Origin of the sequence: Marinobacterium maritimum (genome assembly GCF_039523155.1) — a bacterium.
Taxonomy (GTDB): domain Bacteria; phylum Pseudomonadota; class Gammaproteobacteria; order Pseudomonadales; family Balneatricaceae; genus Marinobacterium; species Marinobacterium maritimum.
The window spans coordinates 556,438-574,240 of sequence record NZ_BAAAET010000001.1; the positions used below are offsets into that span (position 1 = coordinate 556,438).

General features: G+C 57.1%; 16 protein-coding genes. 14 read left to right on the forward strand and 2 right to left on the reverse strand.

Annotated elements, in window-relative coordinates; genetic code table 11:
* The first annotated feature begins 104 nt into the window (after positions 1-104).
* The 6 genes from ABD013_RS02470 to hemH all read left to right on the forward strand — a co-directional run bounded on the left by ABD013_RS02470 (position 105) and on the right by hemH (position 6,047).
* The gene (locus ABD013_RS02470) at positions 105-926 is read left to right on the forward strand and encodes an ABC transporter ATP-binding protein (RefSeq protein WP_343801751.1); all 822 of its coding nucleotides are present in this window, start codon (positions 105-107) and stop codon (positions 924-926) included.
* Positions 923-1,633, forward strand: a complete 711-nt coding sequence (locus ABD013_RS02475) for an ABC transporter ATP-binding protein (protein ID WP_343801754.1) — start codon at positions 923-925, stop codon at positions 1,631-1,633. The genes ABD013_RS02470 and ABD013_RS02475 overlap by 4 nt, the downstream gene beginning before the upstream one ends.
* Before the next feature lie 49 nt (positions 1,634-1,682).
* Positions 1,683-2,882 (forward strand): ABC transporter substrate-binding protein, encoded by a 1,200-nt coding sequence (locus tag ABD013_RS02480; RefSeq protein ID WP_343801757.1) that lies wholly within the window; start codon positions 1,683-1,685, stop codon positions 2,880-2,882.
* A 108-nt stretch (positions 2,883-2,990) separates the two neighbouring features.
* Positions 2,991-3,878, forward strand: coding sequence for a branched-chain amino acid ABC transporter permease (locus tag ABD013_RS02485; RefSeq protein WP_343801761.1), 888 nt, complete (start codon positions 2,991-2,993; stop codon positions 3,876-3,878).
* A 10-nt stretch (positions 3,879-3,888) separates the two neighbouring features.
* Positions 3,889-4,815 carry a branched-chain amino acid ABC transporter permease gene (locus ABD013_RS02490; protein ID WP_343801764.1) on the forward strand — a complete coding sequence of 309 codons (927 nt, stop codon included), beginning with the start codon at positions 3,889-3,891 and terminating at the stop codon, positions 4,813-4,815.
* A 146-nt stretch (positions 4,816-4,961) separates the two neighbouring features.
* Positions 4,962-6,047 (forward strand): ferrochelatase, encoded by a 1,086-nt coding sequence (gene hemH, locus ABD013_RS02495; protein ID WP_343801766.1) that lies wholly within the window; start codon positions 4,962-4,964, stop codon positions 6,045-6,047.
* Between the two features lie 66 nt (positions 6,048-6,113).
* On the opposite strand, the gene ABD013_RS02500 is transcribed toward hemH, so the two are convergent.
* A complete protein-coding gene (locus ABD013_RS02500; RefSeq protein ID WP_343801769.1) occupies positions 6,114-7,019 on the reverse strand; it encodes an AraC family transcriptional regulator in 906 nt (301 codons plus the stop codon).
* A gap of 206 nt (positions 7,020-7,225) precedes the next feature.
* On the opposite strand from ABD013_RS02500, the gene ABD013_RS02505 reads away from it, so the two are divergent.
* The 6 genes from ABD013_RS02505 (at position 7,226) to ABD013_RS02530 (ending at position 14,970) form a co-directional block, all read left to right on the forward strand.
* Positions 7,226-8,719 carry a CoA-acylating methylmalonate-semialdehyde dehydrogenase gene (locus tag ABD013_RS02505; RefSeq protein WP_343801772.1) on the forward strand — a complete coding sequence of 498 codons (1,494 nt, stop codon included), beginning with the start codon at positions 7,226-7,228 and terminating at the stop codon, positions 8,717-8,719.
* 94 nt (positions 8,720-8,813) lie between these two features.
* Positions 8,814-9,968 carry an acyl-CoA dehydrogenase family protein gene (locus ABD013_RS02510; RefSeq protein WP_343801775.1) on the forward strand — a complete coding sequence of 385 codons (1,155 nt, stop codon included), beginning with the start codon at positions 8,814-8,816 and terminating at the stop codon, positions 9,966-9,968.
* Positions 9,969-9,981: 13 nt separating this feature from the next.
* Positions 9,982-10,758: an enoyl-CoA hydratase gene (locus tag ABD013_RS02515; protein ID WP_343801778.1), complete on the forward strand. Its 777-nt coding sequence runs from the start codon at positions 9,982-9,984 to the stop codon at positions 10,756-10,758.
* 162 nt (positions 10,759-10,920) lie between these two features.
* Positions 10,921-12,018 carry an enoyl-CoA hydratase/isomerase family protein gene (locus tag ABD013_RS02520; protein WP_343801782.1) on the forward strand — a complete coding sequence of 366 codons (1,098 nt, stop codon included), beginning with the start codon at positions 10,921-10,923 and terminating at the stop codon, positions 12,016-12,018.
* Between the two features lie 61 nt (positions 12,019-12,079).
* Positions 12,080-12,994, forward strand: a complete 915-nt coding sequence (mmsB, locus tag ABD013_RS02525) for a 3-hydroxyisobutyrate dehydrogenase (protein WP_425543387.1) — start codon at positions 12,080-12,082, stop codon at positions 12,992-12,994.
* An 86-nt stretch (positions 12,995-13,080) separates the two neighbouring features.
* Complete coding sequence (locus ABD013_RS02530; RefSeq protein ID WP_343801788.1) at positions 13,081-14,970, forward strand: propionyl-CoA synthetase; 1,890 nt, start codon at positions 13,081-13,083, stop codon at positions 14,968-14,970.
* Between the two features lie 135 nt (positions 14,971-15,105).
* On the opposite strand, the gene ABD013_RS02535 is transcribed toward ABD013_RS02530, so the two are convergent.
* Complete coding sequence (locus tag ABD013_RS02535) at positions 15,106-15,309, reverse strand: hypothetical protein (RefSeq protein ID WP_343801791.1); 204 nt, start codon at positions 15,307-15,309, stop codon at positions 15,106-15,108.
* Positions 15,310-15,596: 287 nt separating this feature from the next.
* On the opposite strand from ABD013_RS02535, the gene ABD013_RS02540 reads away from it, so the two are divergent.
* Complete coding sequence (locus ABD013_RS02540; RefSeq protein ID WP_343801794.1) at positions 15,597-15,782, forward strand: hypothetical protein; 186 nt, start codon at positions 15,597-15,599, stop codon at positions 15,780-15,782.
* Positions 15,783-15,911: 129 nt separating this feature from the next.
* Complete coding sequence (locus ABD013_RS02545; RefSeq protein ID WP_343801797.1) at positions 15,912-17,780, forward strand: alkaline phosphatase D family protein; 1,869 nt, start codon at positions 15,912-15,914, stop codon at positions 17,778-17,780.
* Positions 17,781-17,803: the final 23 nt, after the last annotated feature.

Consider the following 17,803-nt stretch of genomic DNA (forward strand, 5'->3'; position numbering starts at 1 on the left):
TTTTGTCCATGCCTTAGCAAATGTACGTGGATGTACATGAAGGTACTAATTCGACGCCAAGTGCGAAAAGCCAGCATAAAAACAACAAGAGGCTTGGTTTACACATGAGTGCAGACTATGTTCTCGAAACCCGCAACCTTGTAAAAGCGTTCAAGGGTTTCACCGCGGTCGACGATGTTAACCTTCAGGTGACGCGCGGCCATATACACGCCCTGATCGGTCCTAACGGGGCCGGCAAAACAACAGTATTCAACCTGTTGACCAAGTTCCTGACGCCTACCGAGGGTCAGATCCTGTTCAACGGCAAGGATATCACTGCCATGAAGCCCGCCGCCATTGCTCGTGCCGGTGTGGTTCGATCCTTTCAGATCTCTGCTGTCTTTCCGCATCTGTCGGTGCTGGAGAATGTCCGCATTGCGCTGCAGCGCAAAGAGGGCAACAGTTTCCATTTCTGGCGCCCTCAGTCAGTGCTCAATAAGCTGAATGACCGTGCGGTCGAACTGCTGGACTCTGTCGGTCTGGCCGAGTTTGCCGATGCGCAGACAGTTGATCTGTCCTACGGTCGCAAGCGTGCACTGGAGATCGCCACCACCCTGGCGCTGGAGCCCGAGCTGATGTTGCTCGACGAGCCAACGCAGGGGATGGGGCATGAAGATGTGGGCCTGGTAGCGGATCTGATCAAGAAGGTTTCGGAAAATCGTACCATTCTGATGGTCGAGCATAACCTCCATGTGGTGTCCAAGCTGGCCGACCGGATCACGGTTCTGCAGCGTGGCGCCATCCTGACCGAGGGCGATTACGCCACCGTATCGGCCGACCCCCGCGTGCGTGAAGCCTACATGGGTACCGCGGCAAGTGAGGAGCAGGACAGGATCAATGCGGAAGCGGCTGCCGAAGCTGCGCGCAAGGAGGAGATTGAAGCATGAGTACACATCGCGAAAAACTGCGTATTGATGACTTGCATGCTTTCTATGGAGAATCCCATATCCTGCATGGCATCGACATGAATGTGATGCAGGGAGAGCTGGTGACACTGCTGGGCCGTAACGGCGCCGGTCGTTCCACCACCCTGCGTGCCATCATGAACATGGTGGGACGTCGCACCGGCTCCATCAATATCAACGGCAACGAAACCATCGGTATGCCGGCACACAAGATCGCGCACCTGGGGCTGGGTTACTGCCCCGAAGAGCGCGGAATCTTTTCCAGCCTCAATGTTGAGGAAAACCTGTTGCTGCCCCCCTCGGTACGTTCCGACGGCATGAGTGTGGAAGAACTATACGAGATGTTCCCCAACCTCTATGAGCGTCGTTACAGCCAGGGAACACGGCTGTCCGGTGGTGAACAGCAGATGCTGGCGTTGGCGCGGATCCTGCGCTCGGGTGCCAATATCCTGCTGCTGGACGAAATTACTGAAGGCCTGGCTCCGGTTATCGTGCAGAAACTGGGCGAGGTTCTGGTCAAGCTGAAGGAGCGTGGCTTGACCATCCTGCTGGTGGAGCAGAACTTCCGTTTTGCTGCCCCCATCGCTGACCGTCATTACGTCATGGAACACGGTCATATCGTCGAGGAGATTCATGCCAATGAGCTTGAAGCCAAGACGGAGCTCCTGAACACCTATCTGGGCGTCTAACGTCCTTGCTTGAGAAATAACAATAAAAATGCTCGACAGGAGAGTATCGATGAAAATGATGAAGAAAACCCTGCTGGCTGCTTCCGTTGCTGCTTTTGCTTCTACCGCTGCCCTGGCTAATGTCTCTGATGGCAAGGTCAAGATCGGTGTGCTGGCGGACATGGGCGGTACCTACGCCGACGTCTGTGGTCCGGGTTGTGTGACTGCCATCGAGATGGCGGTTGAGGACTTCGGCGGTAAGGTGCTGGGTGCGCCGATTGAGGTGGTCAGCGCTGATGACCAGCTGAAGCCGGACGTGGGCTCCGCGATCGTGCGCAAATGGGTCGAGGATGAGCAGGTTGATGCGGTCGGTGGTCTGGTGTCTTCAGCCGTGACCGGTGCTGCAACCAAGGTGCTGACCGATGCCAAGAAGATCGCGCTGATCTCGACGTCGGCCTCCAATGCGTTCACCACCAAGGCCTGCTCACCGTACAACGTGCACTGGACCTACAACGTTGTGGCATTGGCTAACGGTACCGTTAAGCCGATGGTAGAATCCGGCAAGAAAAAATGGTTCTTCATCACCGCTGACTATGCCTTTGGTCATGCGCTGGAAGGCGTAGCGTCCAAGGTGATTAACGAAAACGGCGGTGAAGTGGTTGGTGCAGCACGTGCGCCGCTGGGTACCACGGACTTCTCTTCCTACATCCTCCAGGCACAGTCTTCAGGTGCTGACGTAGTGGCTCTGGCCAACGCCGGTAACGACACCGTGAACTCACTGAAAGCAGCATCCGAATTCGGTTTGACTCAGATGATGGATGTGGCCGGTCTGCTGGTGTTCACACCGAACGCTCAGGCGATGGACCCGGCGGTAGCGGGTGGCATGCGTACCACCACAGGCTTCTATTGGGATCTGGATGAGCAGACGCGCGAGTGGAGCAAACGCTTCATGGAACGTCACGGCAACATCCCGGCGATGGGCCATGCCGGTGCCTACTCCATGACCATGCACTACCTGAAGGCGATCGAAGCCGCCGGTACCGATGAGTCCGATGCGGTCATGAAGAAGATGAAGGAAATGAAGCCGGACGACTTCTTCGCTCGTAACGCCACCCTGCGTGCCGACGGCCGCATGGTTCATGATATGTACTACGTCGAGATCAAAAAGCCTGAAGAGCGTCGCGACAGCAACGATATCTTCAAGGTTGTCAGCGTAATCCCGGGTGATCAGGCGTTCGCGCCGATGCTGCCTGAGTGCGACTTTAAATAACAATAAGAGTTAAACCGCTTTAACAAGCCCGCTGCTGCCGGTAATCGGCAGCGGTGCGGCTAACGACTGCCGAAATTAGGCATTAAGCGGCGTGAATGGGACAAGGCTATGGCGACTTTTCTTGGTATAAACCTGTTTGGTTTGTTCGGCCAGCTGCTGGTCGGATTGATCAATGGATCTTTCTACGCACTGCTCAGTCTGGGCTTGGCGATCATTTTCGGCCTGTTGAAGATCATCAACTTCGCGCAGGGTGCCATGTACATGCTGGGGGCTTTTGCAGCCTGGCTGGCGCTGAACTACATGGGGATCAACTATTGGGCTGCATTGGTAGTAGTGCCGCTTGCTGTCGGCTTCGTCGGCGTGCTGATGGAGCGTTACCTGATTCGTCCCATTGCGAATGAAGACCACCTGTACAGCCTGCTGCTGACCTTTGGTCTGGCCTTGATTGTACAGGGCTTTTTCACTCATCTTTACGGCTCTTCAGGTCAGTCTTACTCGATTCCTGAGGCGCTGCGCGGTGGTACCAAGCTGCCGTTCATGTACTTGCCGGACTACCGTGCATGGATCATCGTTGCTTCTGTAATTGTCTGCGGCCTGACTTGGTGGATGATCGAGAAGACCAAGCTGGGCGCCTATCTGCGTGCCGGTACTGAAAACCCGCAGCTGATGCAGGCCTTCGGTATCAACGTGCCACTGATCGTGACCCTGACCTTCGGTTTTGGTGTCGGTCTTGCAGGTCTGGCCGGTGTGCTGGCTGCCCCGATCTACTCCGTATCCCCGGATATGGGTTCCAATCTGCTGATCGTGGTCTTCGCCATCGTCGTTATAGGCGGCATGGGTTCAATCGGTGGTGCCATCCTGACCGGTCTCGGTATGGGCATTATCGAAGGCCTGACCAAATATTTCTACCCGGAAGCCTCCAACACAGTGATCTTCCTGGTGATGGTAATTGTTCTGCTGCTCAAGCCGGCAGGTCTGTTCGGCAAGGAAGCCTGAGGGGGACATTATGAAAATCAATAAACTCTATATTGCTCTGCTCCTTCTGGCTGTAGTGGCACCTTTCTTCCTGTATCCGGTGTTCCTGGCTAAACTGCTCTGCTTCGCGCTGTTCGCCTGCGCTTTCAACCTGATGTTGGGCTACGTGGGGCTGCTGTCCTTCGGTCACGCCGCTTTCCTGGGCACCGGTGGTTATGTTACCGGCTGGCTGATGATGAACTCCGGCCTGACACCCGAGCTGGCAATTCTGCTGGGCACGGTGACCGCTGGTGCGTTGGGTGCGCTCTACGGCAAGCTGTCGGTGAAGCGTGAGGGTATTTATTTCGCCATGGTAACTCTGGCACTGTCGCAGCTGGTGTTCTTCATCTACCTGCAGGCGCCGTTTACCGGCGGTGAGGATGGCATGCAGGGGGTGCCGCGCGGCAACCTGTTCGGCCTGATCGATCTTTCTGACAACATGAACATGTACTACTTCGTACTGGCGATCTTCCTGTTCGGTTTCTGGCTGGTACACCGCACCATTCACTCGCCCTTCGGCCAGGTACTGAAGGCGATCCGTGAGAATGAGGCTCGTGCGACTTCGCTGGGCTACAACGTCAACGACTACAAGTGGGTGGCGTTTACCATCTCGGCTGCACTGGCGGGTCTGGCCGGTTCCACCAAGACACTGGTATTCCAGCTGGCGTCGCTGACTGACGTGCACTGGCATATGTCCGGTGAGGTGGTACTGATGACCCTGGTTGGTGGTGTAGGTACCATCTTTGGACCGGTGGTCGGTGCCGGTGTGATCGTCACCATGCAGAACTATCTGTCCGGTGGTGAGCTGGGTAACTACATCCACATCATCATGGGCTTCATCTTCGTCATCTGTGTACTGGCGTTCCGCAGCGGTATCGTAGGTGAGCTGCAGAAGGTCTGGAAACGCAACTTCAACTAAAAATTTATCGTCGAGCCATTCGCCTGCCGGAGATGCCCCCGGCGGGCGTTTTTTGGTTATGGCCGTTGAACCGCTTGGCCCTTGTCTCCGTATCGACTAGGATGCGCCCACTGGGCATCATTTGCCGGCCAGGATAAGGAGTGATAATGGCATTTCGAGGGGTAGACGATTTCAAGCACAATCAGCAAGACCTGACCGGTGTGCTGATTACCAATCTGGGTACGCCCGATGAGCCGACTCCGTCGGCGCTGCGCCGTTATCTGAAAGAGTTTCTCTGGGATCCGCGGGTGGTCGAAGTACCGCGCCCGATCTGGTGGTGCATTCTGAACGGTATTATCCTTAATATTCGTCCACGTCGCTCGGCGGCCGCCTACCGTGAGGTCTGGACCGATGCGGGTTCTCCGCTGATGGTGCATACTCAAGCGCAGACAGAACAGCTGCGTGAGCGCCTTCAGGCCCGATTTGGTGATCGTGTGATGGTAGAGTTCGCCATGCGCTACGGTAATCCGTCTATCACCAGTGTTATTGACCGCATGCAGCAGGCCGGTGTGCGTCGTCTGCTGGTGTTGCCGCTGTATCCGCAGTATTCGGGTGCGACCACGGCGTCCACCTTTGACGCTGTTGCCGAGGATTTCCGTCAGCGCCGCTGGTTGCCCGAGCTGCGCATGGTCAATCATTATCATGACTACCCGGACTACTTGGCAGCCCTGGCAGCCTCAGTCGAGCGTCATTGGCACTCGCATGGTCGGGCCGATCGTCTGATCATGTCCTACCATGGCGTGCCCAAGCGTTACCTGCTGCAGGGGGATCCCTACTTCTGCGAATGTCACAAGACCAGTCGCCTGCTGGCCGAGCGTCTTGGGCTCAAAGAAGGGGAGTGGATGACGACTTTCCAGTCCCGTTTCGGTCGTGAGGAGTGGCTCAAACCCTATACCGATGAGACGCTGAAAGGATTGCCGGAACAGGGGGTGAAGTCGGTGCAGGTGATCTGCCCGGGCTTCTCAGCCGACTGTCTGGAAACCATCGAGGAGATCGGCCAGGAAAACCGTGACTATTTCCTCGAGGCCGGTGGTGACCGTTATGAATATATCCCGGCCCTTAATGCCGACCCTGTGCATATTGATGTGCTGGAAAAACTGATTTTGCAGAATCTGCAGGGCTGGGAGGTCACTGCAGCCTCGTCTTCCGAGCAGTGTCTCTCACGTGCTCAGGCTCAGGGTGCCAAGCAATAACAGTCCCTGCTTCCACTCGCTGGTATCTGCCGGAAAGAAGCTGAAAAGGCAGGTGGCTGTCTTTAATCAGCTTCGGTAGGAGGAACCACCCAGTCGGATTTCGCGGTACTGGGTGGGTGAAATTCCCATCATTTTGCGGAAGATGCGCGAGAAGTAATAGGCATCTTCATAGCCCACGGCCCAGGCAATCTCCTTGATCCCCTTGTTGGTCACATCGAGCAGATGGCAGGCACGCTCGATTTTCAGCTGGATGAAGTGGTTGATCGGTGTAGTGCCGGTCAGCGTCTTGTATTTCTTGATAAAGTGATATTTCGACAGGCTAACGGCTGCTGCCAGCGTTTCTACATCCAGTTGTTCATGCAGGCGCGCCTGCATCAGACTATGCACCTTCTCCAGATCCAGTGCCTCATCTTGCTGCAGTTTGGCCAGGGGTCTCAGTAGCGCAATATGTGTCATTAACTGTCGCAACTGATTAGCACTGTGCAGGTAGGAGCCCAGGTGGTGACGTGCCTGTCGCATATCCAGCACCGCTTCGAAATCCGCTACCAGGCGGGAGTGAATGCCCAGGCTCAGCAGCGGTGATTGAGGGTCGATGGCCAACTGATCGACGAAGGTCTGGCTCAGTGAACCATCGAAGTGGATCCAGTAGATACTCCACGGATCTTTATGGTCCGTCCAGTAGTGATGGGGTGTCCCTCTGGGCAGCACCAGAAGGTCACCAGGCCTGATGATGCGCCGCTTCCCCCGGGTTCCAAATTCGACACGCCCGCTGCCTTCCAGGCAGTAGATCAGCAGAAAATCGTCGTGTTGCTCCCGTCGCATTTCGTGACCTCGGGCCAGCTGGTAGTAGCCGATCCCCAGCGGGTAGAGCTGCTCGCTCAACGGGTGTTCGGCCAGCTGGGAGACCATGCGTCTGGGAAGGACGAAACGGATGCTTTCTGGCGGCAATGGCCAGCTTGAAGGAGAGCTCATTGAATCTGTTAGACCTTGGTATGTTAGACCTTGGCGAAAACCCTTAGTTGACAGCAATATAGTCCATCATGTCAGCAACATTATCAATCCTGAGCCTGCAGGGGCTATGTTACAAAATGGTCATGCAAATTACGTTGACGTAAACGAACAGCTCCCGTGGCTAAAACGCATAACAACAAAAATTGACGACAGTGAAGGTGAAACGAATGACTCAGCATGTACCGCTCATGATCGGTGGCGAATTTGTCCAGAGCGAAACCAGCCAGTGGCTGCCGGTAACCAACCCGGCCACTCAGGAAGTTCTGGCTCAGGTACCCTGCGCGACTCCGGAAGAGGTTGAGCGCGCAATTGAATCCGCCAAGGAAGCCTTCGAAACCTGGAAGGAAACCTCCATTGGCGACCGTGCCCGTCTGATGCTGCGCTATCAGCACCTGCTGAAAGAACATCACGATGAACTGGCTGAGCTGCTGGCGCAGGAAACCGGCAAGACTTTCGAAGACGCCAAGGGTGATGTGTGGCGGGGTATCGAAGTGGTCGAGCATGCCTGCAACATTGCATCCCTGAGCATGGGTGAAACCGTCGAAAACGTGGCGCGCAAGATCGATTGCTACAGCATCACTCAGCCGCTGGGCGTGTGTGTCGGTATCACCCCGTTCAACTTCCCGGCGATGATCCCGCTGTGGATGTTCCCGATGGCGATCGCCTGCGGTAACACCTTCGTACTTAAGCCGTCCGAGCAGGATCCGCTGACGCCGATGCGTCTGGCCGAGCTGTTCAAGGAAGCCGGTGCCCCTGAAGGTGTACTGCAGGTACTGCACGGCACCAAGGATGTGGTTAACCAGCTGCTGACACATAAGGATACTCCGGCGATCTCCTTCGTGGGTTCTGTCAACGTCGGCGAGCACATCTACCGCACCGGTACCGACCACATGAAGCGTGTTCAGGCCTTTGCCGGTGCCAAGAACCACATGGTAGTGATGCCGGATGCGTCCAAGAACCAGGTGATCAACAACATCGCCGGTGCGTCTGTCGGTGCCGGTGGTCAGCGTTGCATGGCGATCTCCGTCGCGGTCTTCGTCGGTGAATCCCGCGAGTGGATCCCGGAAGTACGTGATGCTCTGGCCAAGGTGCGTCCGGGTGCCTGGAACGATCCCGAAGCCGGCTACGGTCCGCTGATCAACCCGCAGGCAAAAGAGCGCGTACTGCGCCTGATTCAGGAAGGCAAGGACGCGGGTGCGGACTGCATCCTGGATGGCACCGAGTGTGTCGTTGAAGGCTACCCGGACGGCAACTGGGTTGGCCCGACCATGTTCCGCAATGTTTCCCGCGATATGTCGATCTACCAGGAAGAGATCTTTGGCCCGGTACTGATCGCACTGGAAGTAGATACCATTGAAGAGGCGATCGCGCTGATCAACGAGAACCCGTACGGTAACGGTACGTCCATCTTTACCTCTTCCGGTGCGGCGGCTCGCAAGTACCAGCACGAGATCAAGGTGGGTCAGGTGGGCATCAACGTACCGGTACCGGTGCCGCTGCCGATGTTCTCCTTCACCGGCTGGCGCAAGTCGTTCTACGGTGACCAGCATGCCTACGGCAAGCAGGCGATCAAGTTCTACACCGAGACCAAGACCGTGACGGCACGCTGGTTCGAGGATGACATCGCCTCCGGCCCGAACATGACCATCCAGTTGAAATAACACGCTGTTGCAATAACGGAGTCATGGCAGTACGCGATCGGTTGATCTGGCTGCCATGACCATAACAATAAACAGAGTGCGTCCGAGGTATGGAATGGATTTTGAACTGAACGAAGATCAGATCGCTTTTGCCGATATGGCACGAGCGTTCGCACAGAATGAGCTGGAACCCCATGCTGGTGAGTGGGATCTGGAAGCGATCTTCCCGGTTGATGTGCTGCGAAAGGCCGGTGAACTGGGCTTTTGCGGTCTGTACACGCCGGAAGAGGTGGGTGGTCTGGGCCTGAGTCGCCTGGATGCCAGCATCATTTTCGAGCAGCTCTCGATGGGCTGCACCTCCACCACCGCGTATATCACCATCCACAATATGGTGAGCTGGATGGTATCCAGCTTTGGTGGTCCTGCCGTCATTGAGCAATGGGGCGAAGGCTTGGCCAGCGGTCAGCTGCTGGGCTCCTACTGCCTGACTGAGCCCAATGCCGGCTCCGATGCGGCCTCTCTGAAAACAACCGCTCGACTTGAGGGTGATCACTATGTCCTCAATGGCAGCAAAATCTTCATCTCCGGCGCCGGTAGCACCGACGTGCTGGTGGTGATGGCGCGTACCGGTGGAGAAGGGGCCTCCGGTATCTCTGCCTTTGCCATCGATGCCAAGAGTGAAGGCATCAGCTACGGACGCAAGGAAGACAAGATGGGCTGGAACTGCCAGCCGACTCGCATGATCACCTTTGAAGACGTGCGTGTACCTGCCGCAAACCTGCTGGCGCAGGAAGGCGAAGGCTTCAAGATCGCCATGAAGGGGTTGGACGGTGGCCGTATCAATATCGCCACCTGCTCCGTGGGTACTGCTCAACAGGCGCTGAACAAGGCTCGTGAATACATGCTGGAGCGCAAGCAGTTCGGCAAGCGCCTGGCTGATTTCCAGGCGCTGCAGTTCCGTCTTGCCGACATGCAGACCGAGCTGGTTGCTGCCCGACAGATGGTGCGCCTTGCTGCCAGCAAGCTGGATAACGGCCACCCGGACGCGACGACGTACTGTGCCATGGCCAAGCGTTTTGCCACCGATGTGTGTTACAACATCTGTGACGAAGCACTGCAGCTCTACGGTGGCAACGGCTACATCAAGGAATATCCGATGGAGCGTTACCTGCGCGATACCCGCGTACACCGTATTCTGGAAGGTACCAATGAAGTCATGCGTTTGATCATCTCCCGCCGTGTTCTGGCGGAAGGTGCAGCCGAGCTATAAGGAGAGCAGGGAAATGTCTGAACCGATTCGAGTAGAAAAGCGTGGCCATGTGGCGCTGTTGACCATGAACAACCCGCCGGCCAACACCTGGACCGCGGATAGCCTCAAGGCACTGACCCGCATTGTGGGCGAACTGAACGAAGACCGTGATATCTGGAGCCTGGTGCTGAACGGTGAGGGCGAGAAGTTCTTCTCCGCCGGTGCTGATCTCAAGCTGTTTGCCGATGGCGACCGTGCCGTCGCGGGTGATATGGCGCGCCTGTTCGGCGAGGCCTTCGAAACCCTGAGCCGCTTCCGTGGCGTGTCAGTTGCGGCGATCAACGGTTTTGCCATGGGCGGAGGCCTGGAAGTGGCGCTGGCCTGTGATCTGCGTGTGGCTGAAGCTCAGGCGCAGATGGCGCTGCCGGAAGCGAAAGTGGGTCTGCTGCCCTGCGCGGGCGGTACGCAGAACCTGACCTGGCTGGTCGGTGAAGGTTGGGCCAAGAAGATGATCCTGTGCGGCGAGCGTATCAAAGCCGACAAGGCACTGGAGATCGGTCTGGTCGAGGAAGTGGTTGAGCAGGGACAGTCACTGGAGCGCGCTCTGCAGCTGGCGGAACAGGTTGGCGAGCAGAGCCCGTCTGCGGTCGCTGCCTGCAAGAAGCTGATTCAGTCCGGCCGCAGCCGTCCGCTGGATCAGGGCTACATCATCGAGCGCGAACTCTTCGTGGATCTGTTCCACACCGAAGATCAGCGTGAAGGGGTCAATGCCTTCCTCGAGAAGCGCAAGGCTGAATGGAAGAACCGCTAAGCAGGGTTTTGAAAAACGTTATCGAGGTAGCCGAGGCAAGGAAAAAACAGGTGAAAAAGCGGAGTTTAGTGGACTAAATGAGCATTTTGAGCCTGTTTTTAACGCCGCATTCGGCAACGTAGATAGATTTTCAACAGCCTGCCAAGCATCGGGAGTCCGAATATGAGCTGTGTACTCTTTACCGAACACGCGACAAAGGATGGTCAGATCATCGGTGAGATCCGCCTCAATGCGGAAAAGTCACTGAACGCGCTGACACTGGAAATGGTCGACTTGATTCAGCCGAAGCTGGATGAGTGGCGAGATGATGCCAATGTGGTTGCGGTGCTGCTCGACAGCGTCGGTGACAAGGCGTTCTGTGCCGGTGGCGATATCGTCAACCTGTACAAGTCGATGGCGGCCGACGATCTCGAGTTTCCTGAGCAGTTCTTCACTCGTGAATACCGCCTCGACTACACCCTGCACACCTACCCCAAGCCGGTTATCTGCTGGGCCAGTGGCATTGTAATGGGCGGCGGCATGGGGCTGATGAACGGCTGCAGCCACCGTGTGGTGACCGAAACCTCACATCTTGCGATGCCGGAAGTGACCATCGGTCTGTACCCGGATGTGGGTGGCAGCTGGTTCCTCAACCGCATGCCCGGTGGCACAGGTCTGTTTCTGGGCCTGACCGGTAACCCGATCAACGCCGCTGATGCGCTTTTCCTTGGTCTGGCGGATCGTGCCCTGACCACCGACATGCGTGAGGGCATGCTGGAGCGGCTGCAGAATGAGCATTGGGGTGAGGATGCCGGTGGTGTCGTCAGCCGTGTGCTGCGTGAGCTGGAAGATGAATGCCGCGCTGCTTTCGATGAGATGCCTGCGCCGATTCGCGCCCATGAGGACCTGATTCGTGAAGTGACTGACCATGACTCCGTCGAGGAGATGGTGGAAGCACTGCTGGCGGTGGAGTCTGACGACAAGTGGGTCAAGCGGGCGCAGAAGGCGATCAGTCATGGCAGTCCGCTGTCACTGAAGATGATCCACGCGCAACTGCGCCGCTGCCGTCACATGTCACTGAAGGAAGTGTTCCAGCAGGAACTGATTCTGTCGGTGCAGTGCTGCCGTCACCGTGAGCTTCAGGAAGGGGTGCGTGCGTTGCTGATCGACAAGGATGGTCAGCCGCAGTGGACCTTTGCGTCCATTGATGAGGTGGATCCGAAGTTCCTGGAAGGCATGTACGAGTCACCCTGGCAGACCCACCCGCTGGCGGACCTCTGATCCGTATCCTTAATCCTTAGCTGCTGCGGGCCGAGAGGTCCGCGGCCAACCGAATAACAGAATAAGAACAAGGAATAACATCATGGCAACAATCGCATTTATCGGTCTGGGTAACATGGGTGGGCCGATGGCCGCCAACCTGGCCAAGGCCGGTCATACCGTCAAAGCCTTCGACCTTTCCTCCAAGGCGCTGGAAATCGCTGCAGAGCAGGGTTGTCAGATTGCGGACAGCGCCCAGCAGGCAGCGACCGGTGTTGATTTTGTGATCTCCATGCTGCCTGCCGGCAAGCATGTGGAAGGTCTTTATGTCAGTGGTGATCAGCCGCTGTTCGATCTGGTTGAGAAGCACACCCTGGTGATCGACTGCTCTACCATCGATGCCGAAACCGCACGCCGTGTTGCCGCGGCAGGTGCCGAGAAAGGCATCGGCTTCATCGATGCACCGGTTTCTGGTGGTGTTGGCGGTGCCCAGGCCGGCACGCTGACATTTATCGTTGGTGGCTCCGATGCGCAGTTCGAGCTGGCCAAGCCGGTGCTGGACAATATGGGCAAGAACATCTTCCATGCCGGTGACCACGGTGCGGGCCAGATCGCCAAGGTCTGTAACAATATGCTGCTGGGCATTCTGATGGCCGGTACCTGTGAAGCACTGAACATGGGCGTCAAGAACGGTCTGGATCCGGCGGTGCTGTCCGATATCATGAAGCAGAGCTCCGGCAACAACTGGGCGCTGCAGGTGTACAACCCGGTACCGGGCGTGATGGACGGTGTACCGGCATCGCGTGACTACCAGGGCGGTTTCCAGGTTGACCTGATGTTCAAGGATTTGGGGCTGGCCATGGAAGTGAGCCAGCAGAGCGCTGCCGCAACGCCGATGGGCTCGGCCGCACGTGCGTTGTTCAACCTGCACAAGTCTGCCGGTAACGGTGGTCTGGACTTCTCAAGCCTGATCAAGCTGTATCAGGACGCTGAATAATACCGGCCTGGTGAAACAATAGCCGGACCTTGGGGCGGTATCTGCGGGTGCCGCCCACGTATAACAAGAATAAAACGAGGTGGAGCATGGATTACAACGAGCAGTACCGGGCATCAATCGAGAACCCGGACACCTACTGGGCCGAGCAGGCCAAAAACATCGCCTGGTACAAGGAACCGCAAAATATTCTGACCACCACCGATTGGGGTACCCATAGCTGGTATGCCGACGGTGAGCTCAACACCTGTTATCTGGCGGTCGACCATCAGGTCGAGCAGGGCCGTGGTGATCAGGTCGCCCTGTATTATGATTCCCCTGTTACCGATACCAAGGAAGCGATCACCTTCAGTGACCTCAAGGAGCGTGTCAGCCGCTTCGCCGGCACGCTGCGCAACCTGGGCGTGGAGAAGGGTGATACCGTCGTTATCTACATGCCGATGATTCCCGAAGCGGCCGTGGCCATGCTGGCCTGTGCTCGCCTGGGTGCGGTGCACTCAGTCGTATTCGGTGGCTTCGCGCCGAACGAGCTGGCGATCCGTATCGACGATGCCAAGCCGAAAGTGATCCTGACCGCATCCTGTGGTATCGAATTCGACAAGAAAATTGCCTACAAGCCACTGGTCGACAAGGCGGTTGAGCTGGCCTCGCATACGCCGCCACATACGCTTGTGTGCCAGCGCCCGATGCTCAAGGCCGAAATGGACCCGTCCCGTGATCTGGACTGGTACCAGGCTCAGGAAGGTGTTGAGCCTGCTGATTGCGTGCCGGTGAAAGGTTCTGATCCGCTGTATATCCTGTACACCTCGGGTACGACCGGTCAGCCCAAGGGTATCGTGCGTGACAACGGTGGCTATGCCGTGGCGCTGCGATACGCGCTGAACAATGTCTACGGCATGGAAGCGGGCGATGTCTGGTGGGGTGCCTCCGATATCGGTTGGGTCGTCGGTCACTCCTTTATCGTCTATGGCCCGTTGATGGGCGGCTGCAGCGCCATCTTCTATGAAGGCAAGCCGATCAAAACCCCGGATGCTGGTGCCTTCTGGCGCATCATCGAAGAGTACAAGGTCAATTCCATGTTCTGTGCGCCGACCGCCTTCCGTGCCGTGCGCAAGGAAGACGCCGAAGGTGCCCTGGCGAAAAATTACGATCTGAGTAGCCTGCGCTGGATCTTCGTTGCGGGTGAGAAGCTGGACTCCTCCACCTACCACTGGCTGCATGACCTGCTGCAGGTGCCGGTGGTCGACCACTGGTGGCAAACCGAAACCGGCTGGCCGGTAACGGCGCCGATGATGGGCTGGGACAATCCGTCCGAGCCGCGTCTGGGCTCTACCAACAAGCCGATCCCGGGCTATGACATCCAGGTGCTGGATGGCGATGGCGAGCCGGTTGCGGCGGGTGAGGCCGGCAACATCTGCATCAAGCTGCCGTTGCCGCCGGGCGTGGCCTGGAGCATCTGGAACAACAATGATCGTTTTGTCAGTTCCTACCTGACCGCTTTCCCGGGCTTCTACCACACCGGTGATGGCGGCTTTAAGGATGAGGACAACTATGTCTACATTACCGGTCGAACCGACGATGTGATCAACGTCTCCGGACACCGTCTCTCCACCGGTGAAATGGAAGAGGTAGTGTCGGCCCATGCCGCGGTGGCCGAATGCGCCGTCATCGGTATCGTTGACTCGCTGAAAGGCCAGGTGCCGGTTGGTCTTATCGTGCTCAAGGCGGGTGTCGAAATCGAGGAGGCTCAGCTGGAGCAGGAGCTGGTTGCCATGGTGCGTGATCAGGTTGGAGCGCTGGCCTGCTTCCGTCGTGCCGTTGTGGTGCAGCGTCTGCCCAAGACTCGCTCCGGCAAGATTTTGCGTGCCATCCTGCGCAAGATCGCTGCCAGTGAAGAGTACAAGATGCCTTCCACCATCGATGATGAAAGCATCCTGCCCGAGATCGAAGAAAAGATCCGTGAGGTGGGTGTCGCCTGATCTACCGGGGGAGGTCACTCCCCCGTCTATCCGTTGTGTTTCGTTGTAGTAAAACCTTCCTCGGAAGGTCTCTCGGACTTGAGGGAAGCAATTCCCTCTTTTTTATGCCCCAGGGTTTGTGTGCGGGGCGATCGCTTATCGCAAACGAGCGATTTCGTGACAGCAATCTTCGTCAGCATCATGATGCAGCAGTTCCACGCGGAACTGGCGACCGGTCAACCGCTCGAGAGACTTCTCGATCAAGCCAAAGCCGAAAAAGCAGATCGAGCGTTGCCCAACCGGGGATGATTCGACCTGTCCCAGGTGATTGAACTCACATCCCTTGATACGAATCTGCACGGCCTCGCCATCGGGCGTCAGGTTAACCTCCTTGAAGGTACCGATATGACTCAGCGCATCACTTAACAGGGCGCAGGCCTCGCGCGAAGGGAGTCCTTCAGGCCAGTCCGGCCAGAGTTTCTGGCAGCAATGCGCTTAAAGCTGTTCTGCGGGAGAATTGACTAAAAGCTGATCTGGCACGGGATCTGGCCTTGTTAGCGCTAAAGGCTGGTTCTTGGCGGTGTCGGCAGGCACAATAGGCAGTGAGCAGAGCAATTCCGATCTGTATCCATTGAGGAGGGCATTCCATGAGCCAAAGCACACCCCACCCCAAATTTATCGAGGCAATGCGCCAGCTATCGGCGATGAGCGAAGAGGAACGGCTATCGGAAGAAAACAAGGATCTGTTTGAGCAGGCCATGAACTATGCCCCGCTGGATATTCAGCCTGCTTTAATGGCGATCCGTAAAAAATACGAGGAGCCTCTGCACTGAGATTACCCTATTTGGAGAACCTGGCCGGATAGTACTTATCCGGCCGCCCCCTGAATCATGGCCTTATCCGCACCCTCTTCACACACGTACACTTTGCCTCCTGTTCTTGTTGGCCCCATCCTGCGCCGGATGACCCCCGATGAAGTCACTTTTTGGTGTCTGACCACCGAGCCGTTGCAGTTTTCACTGTGCCTGCAGTCACGGCAGTCGACCTGCCTGGATCGTGTTCTCACGGAGGAGGAGTGCTGGTCACTGCAGGCAGGTGATCATGCCTGGATCTGCCTGTTGAATATCCAGTTGGCGACGAGCCTGCCCACGGGCGAGCGGATCGAGTATGACCTGCGTATTCGGCAAGCAGGGAGCAGCGGCTGGTGTTCGATTGCCGAGTGGGGTGCGGCCCTGCTGTATCCGGGAGAGTTGCTGCCCGGCTTCGTAATTCAGCCACAACTGAAGTCAATGCTGCATGGTTCCTGCCGCAAGCCACACCACCCGTCGAAGGATGGGCTGGCCCGTGCCGACAGCTGGGTGGAGCAGCATCTTGAGTCGCCAGAGGAGCTACCCGCGGTGCTGATGCTCAGTGGCGATCAGCTCTATGCCGATGATGTGGCCGGTCCCATGCTCAGGGCGGCACATCATCTCAGCGACCGCCTGGGGCTCTGGGATGAAACGTTGCAGGGGGGCGGTGCCTCAAGTGGTGTTGAGCTGCGTCGTAGCCCGTACTGCTACTATCAGCGTGAACAGCTGCTGCCGAAGGATCAGCTGAGCCAGAATGTCCGAGAGCGTTTCTTTGCCGGGGTGCGCAAGCCGATTTTTACCAGTGATTCAGCACACAATCATCTGATCACCTTTGCCGAGGTGATCGCCAGTTATTGCCTGGCCTGGTCACCCTTGGCATGGCAGGGGATTGATCTGACGCCACCGCCGCTGTCCTCACATCACGCAGCACTGTATGACGCAGAGCTGGATGCGGTACTGGGCTTCAGGGCTCAGCTGCCGCAGGTGAGAAGGGTTATGGCACACCTGCCGACCTACATGATCTTTGATGATCATGATGTGACCGATGACTGGAACCTGTCGGCAACCTGGGAAGTGTCAGCCTACGGGCATCCGTTTTCACGCCAGATCATTGGTAATGCGATGATTGGCTACCTGCTCTGTCAGGGCAGTGGCAATGAGCCGAACAAGATTCGCAAGCATCTGGGAGAATATGCAGAGCGTTGGCTCGATACGCGTCGAGAGGACGATCACGGAACGCTGATCAGCGAGCTGTTCGCGTTCCAGCGCTGGGATTACCTGATTCCGGTTGATCCTGGTGTACTGGTGCTGGATACCCGCACCCGTCGCTGGCGTGCTGAGCGCAATCTGGCCAGTCCCTCTGGCCTGATGGACTGGGAGGCGCTGACCGAATTGCAGCAGCAGTTGTTGGATCGCAAGGCTGTAATTCTGGTGTCACCGGCGCCCATCTTTGGCGTCAAACTGATCGAAGCGATCCAGAAGCTGTTTACCGCCTGTGGCCAGCCGCTGATGGTGGATGCAGAAAACTGGATGGCGCATCCCGGCGCGGCCAACGTGATGCTCAATATTTTCCGCCACACCCGGACGCCAGAACACTTTGTCGTCCTGTCCGGGGATGTGCATTACTCCTTTGTCTACGATATTGAGATCCGCTTCCGCAAGGGTGGGCCGAAAATCTGGCAGATCACCAGTAGTGGCCTGAAAAACGAATTTCCGCGACGGCTATTGATAATCTTTGACCGGCTTAATCGCTGGCTCTACGCGCCGGCTTCGCCGTTGAACTGGTTTACTCGTCGCCGTCTGATGAAAGTTTCCCCCCGCAAACCTGAAGGCGCTGCCGAAGGTTGTCGACTGGTGAATAATGCCGGCATAGGACTGGTCCGCTTTGCCGATGACGGCGAGCCGGAAGAGGTGTGGCAGCTGGGTGCCAATGGTCGAGACGTGCGCTTCGATCTGAGTGACGAAGAGGAGCATTGGGGCTAGGCGGGGGGTGGCGTATAATCCGC

Bases quoted from the DNA above. Each gene is read 5' to 3' on its own strand.
- ABD013_RS02470 (WP_343801751.1), top strand. From the start codon at position 105: ATGAGTGCAGACTATGTTCTCGAAACCCGCAACCTTGTAAAAGCGTTC.
- ABD013_RS02475 (WP_343801754.1), top strand. From the start codon at position 923: ATGAGTACACATCGCGAAAAACTGCGTATTGATGACTTGCATGCTTTC.
- ABD013_RS02480 (WP_343801757.1), top strand. From the start codon at position 1,683: ATGAAAATGATGAAGAAAACCCTGCTGGCTGCTTCCGTTGCTGCTTTT.
- ABD013_RS02485 (WP_343801761.1), top strand. From the start codon at position 2,991: ATGGCGACTTTTCTTGGTATAAACCTGTTTGGTTTGTTCGGCCAGCTG.
- ABD013_RS02490 (WP_343801764.1), top strand. From the start codon at position 3,889: ATGAAAATCAATAAACTCTATATTGCTCTGCTCCTTCTGGCTGTAGTG.
- hemH (WP_343801766.1), top strand. From the start codon at position 4,962: ATGGCATTTCGAGGGGTAGACGATTTCAAGCACAATCAGCAAGACCTG.
- ABD013_RS02500 (WP_343801769.1), bottom strand. From the start codon at position 7,019: ATGAGCTCTCCTTCAAGCTGGCCATTGCCGCCAGAAAGCATCCGTTTC.
- ABD013_RS02505 (WP_343801772.1), top strand. From the start codon at position 7,226: ATGACTCAGCATGTACCGCTCATGATCGGTGGCGAATTTGTCCAGAGC.
- ABD013_RS02510 (WP_343801775.1), top strand. From the start codon at position 8,814: ATGGATTTTGAACTGAACGAAGATCAGATCGCTTTTGCCGATATGGCA.
- ABD013_RS02515 (WP_343801778.1), top strand. From the start codon at position 9,982: ATGTCTGAACCGATTCGAGTAGAAAAGCGTGGCCATGTGGCGCTGTTG.
- ABD013_RS02520 (WP_343801782.1), top strand. From the start codon at position 10,921: ATGAGCTGTGTACTCTTTACCGAACACGCGACAAAGGATGGTCAGATC.
- ABD013_RS02530 (WP_343801788.1), top strand. From the start codon at position 13,081: ATGGATTACAACGAGCAGTACCGGGCATCAATCGAGAACCCGGACACC.
- ABD013_RS02540 (WP_343801794.1), top strand. From the start codon at position 15,597: ATGAGCCAAAGCACACCCCACCCCAAATTTATCGAGGCAATGCGCCAG.
- ABD013_RS02545 (WP_343801797.1), top strand. From the start codon at position 15,912: ATGACCCCCGATGAAGTCACTTTTTGGTGTCTGACCACCGAGCCGTTG.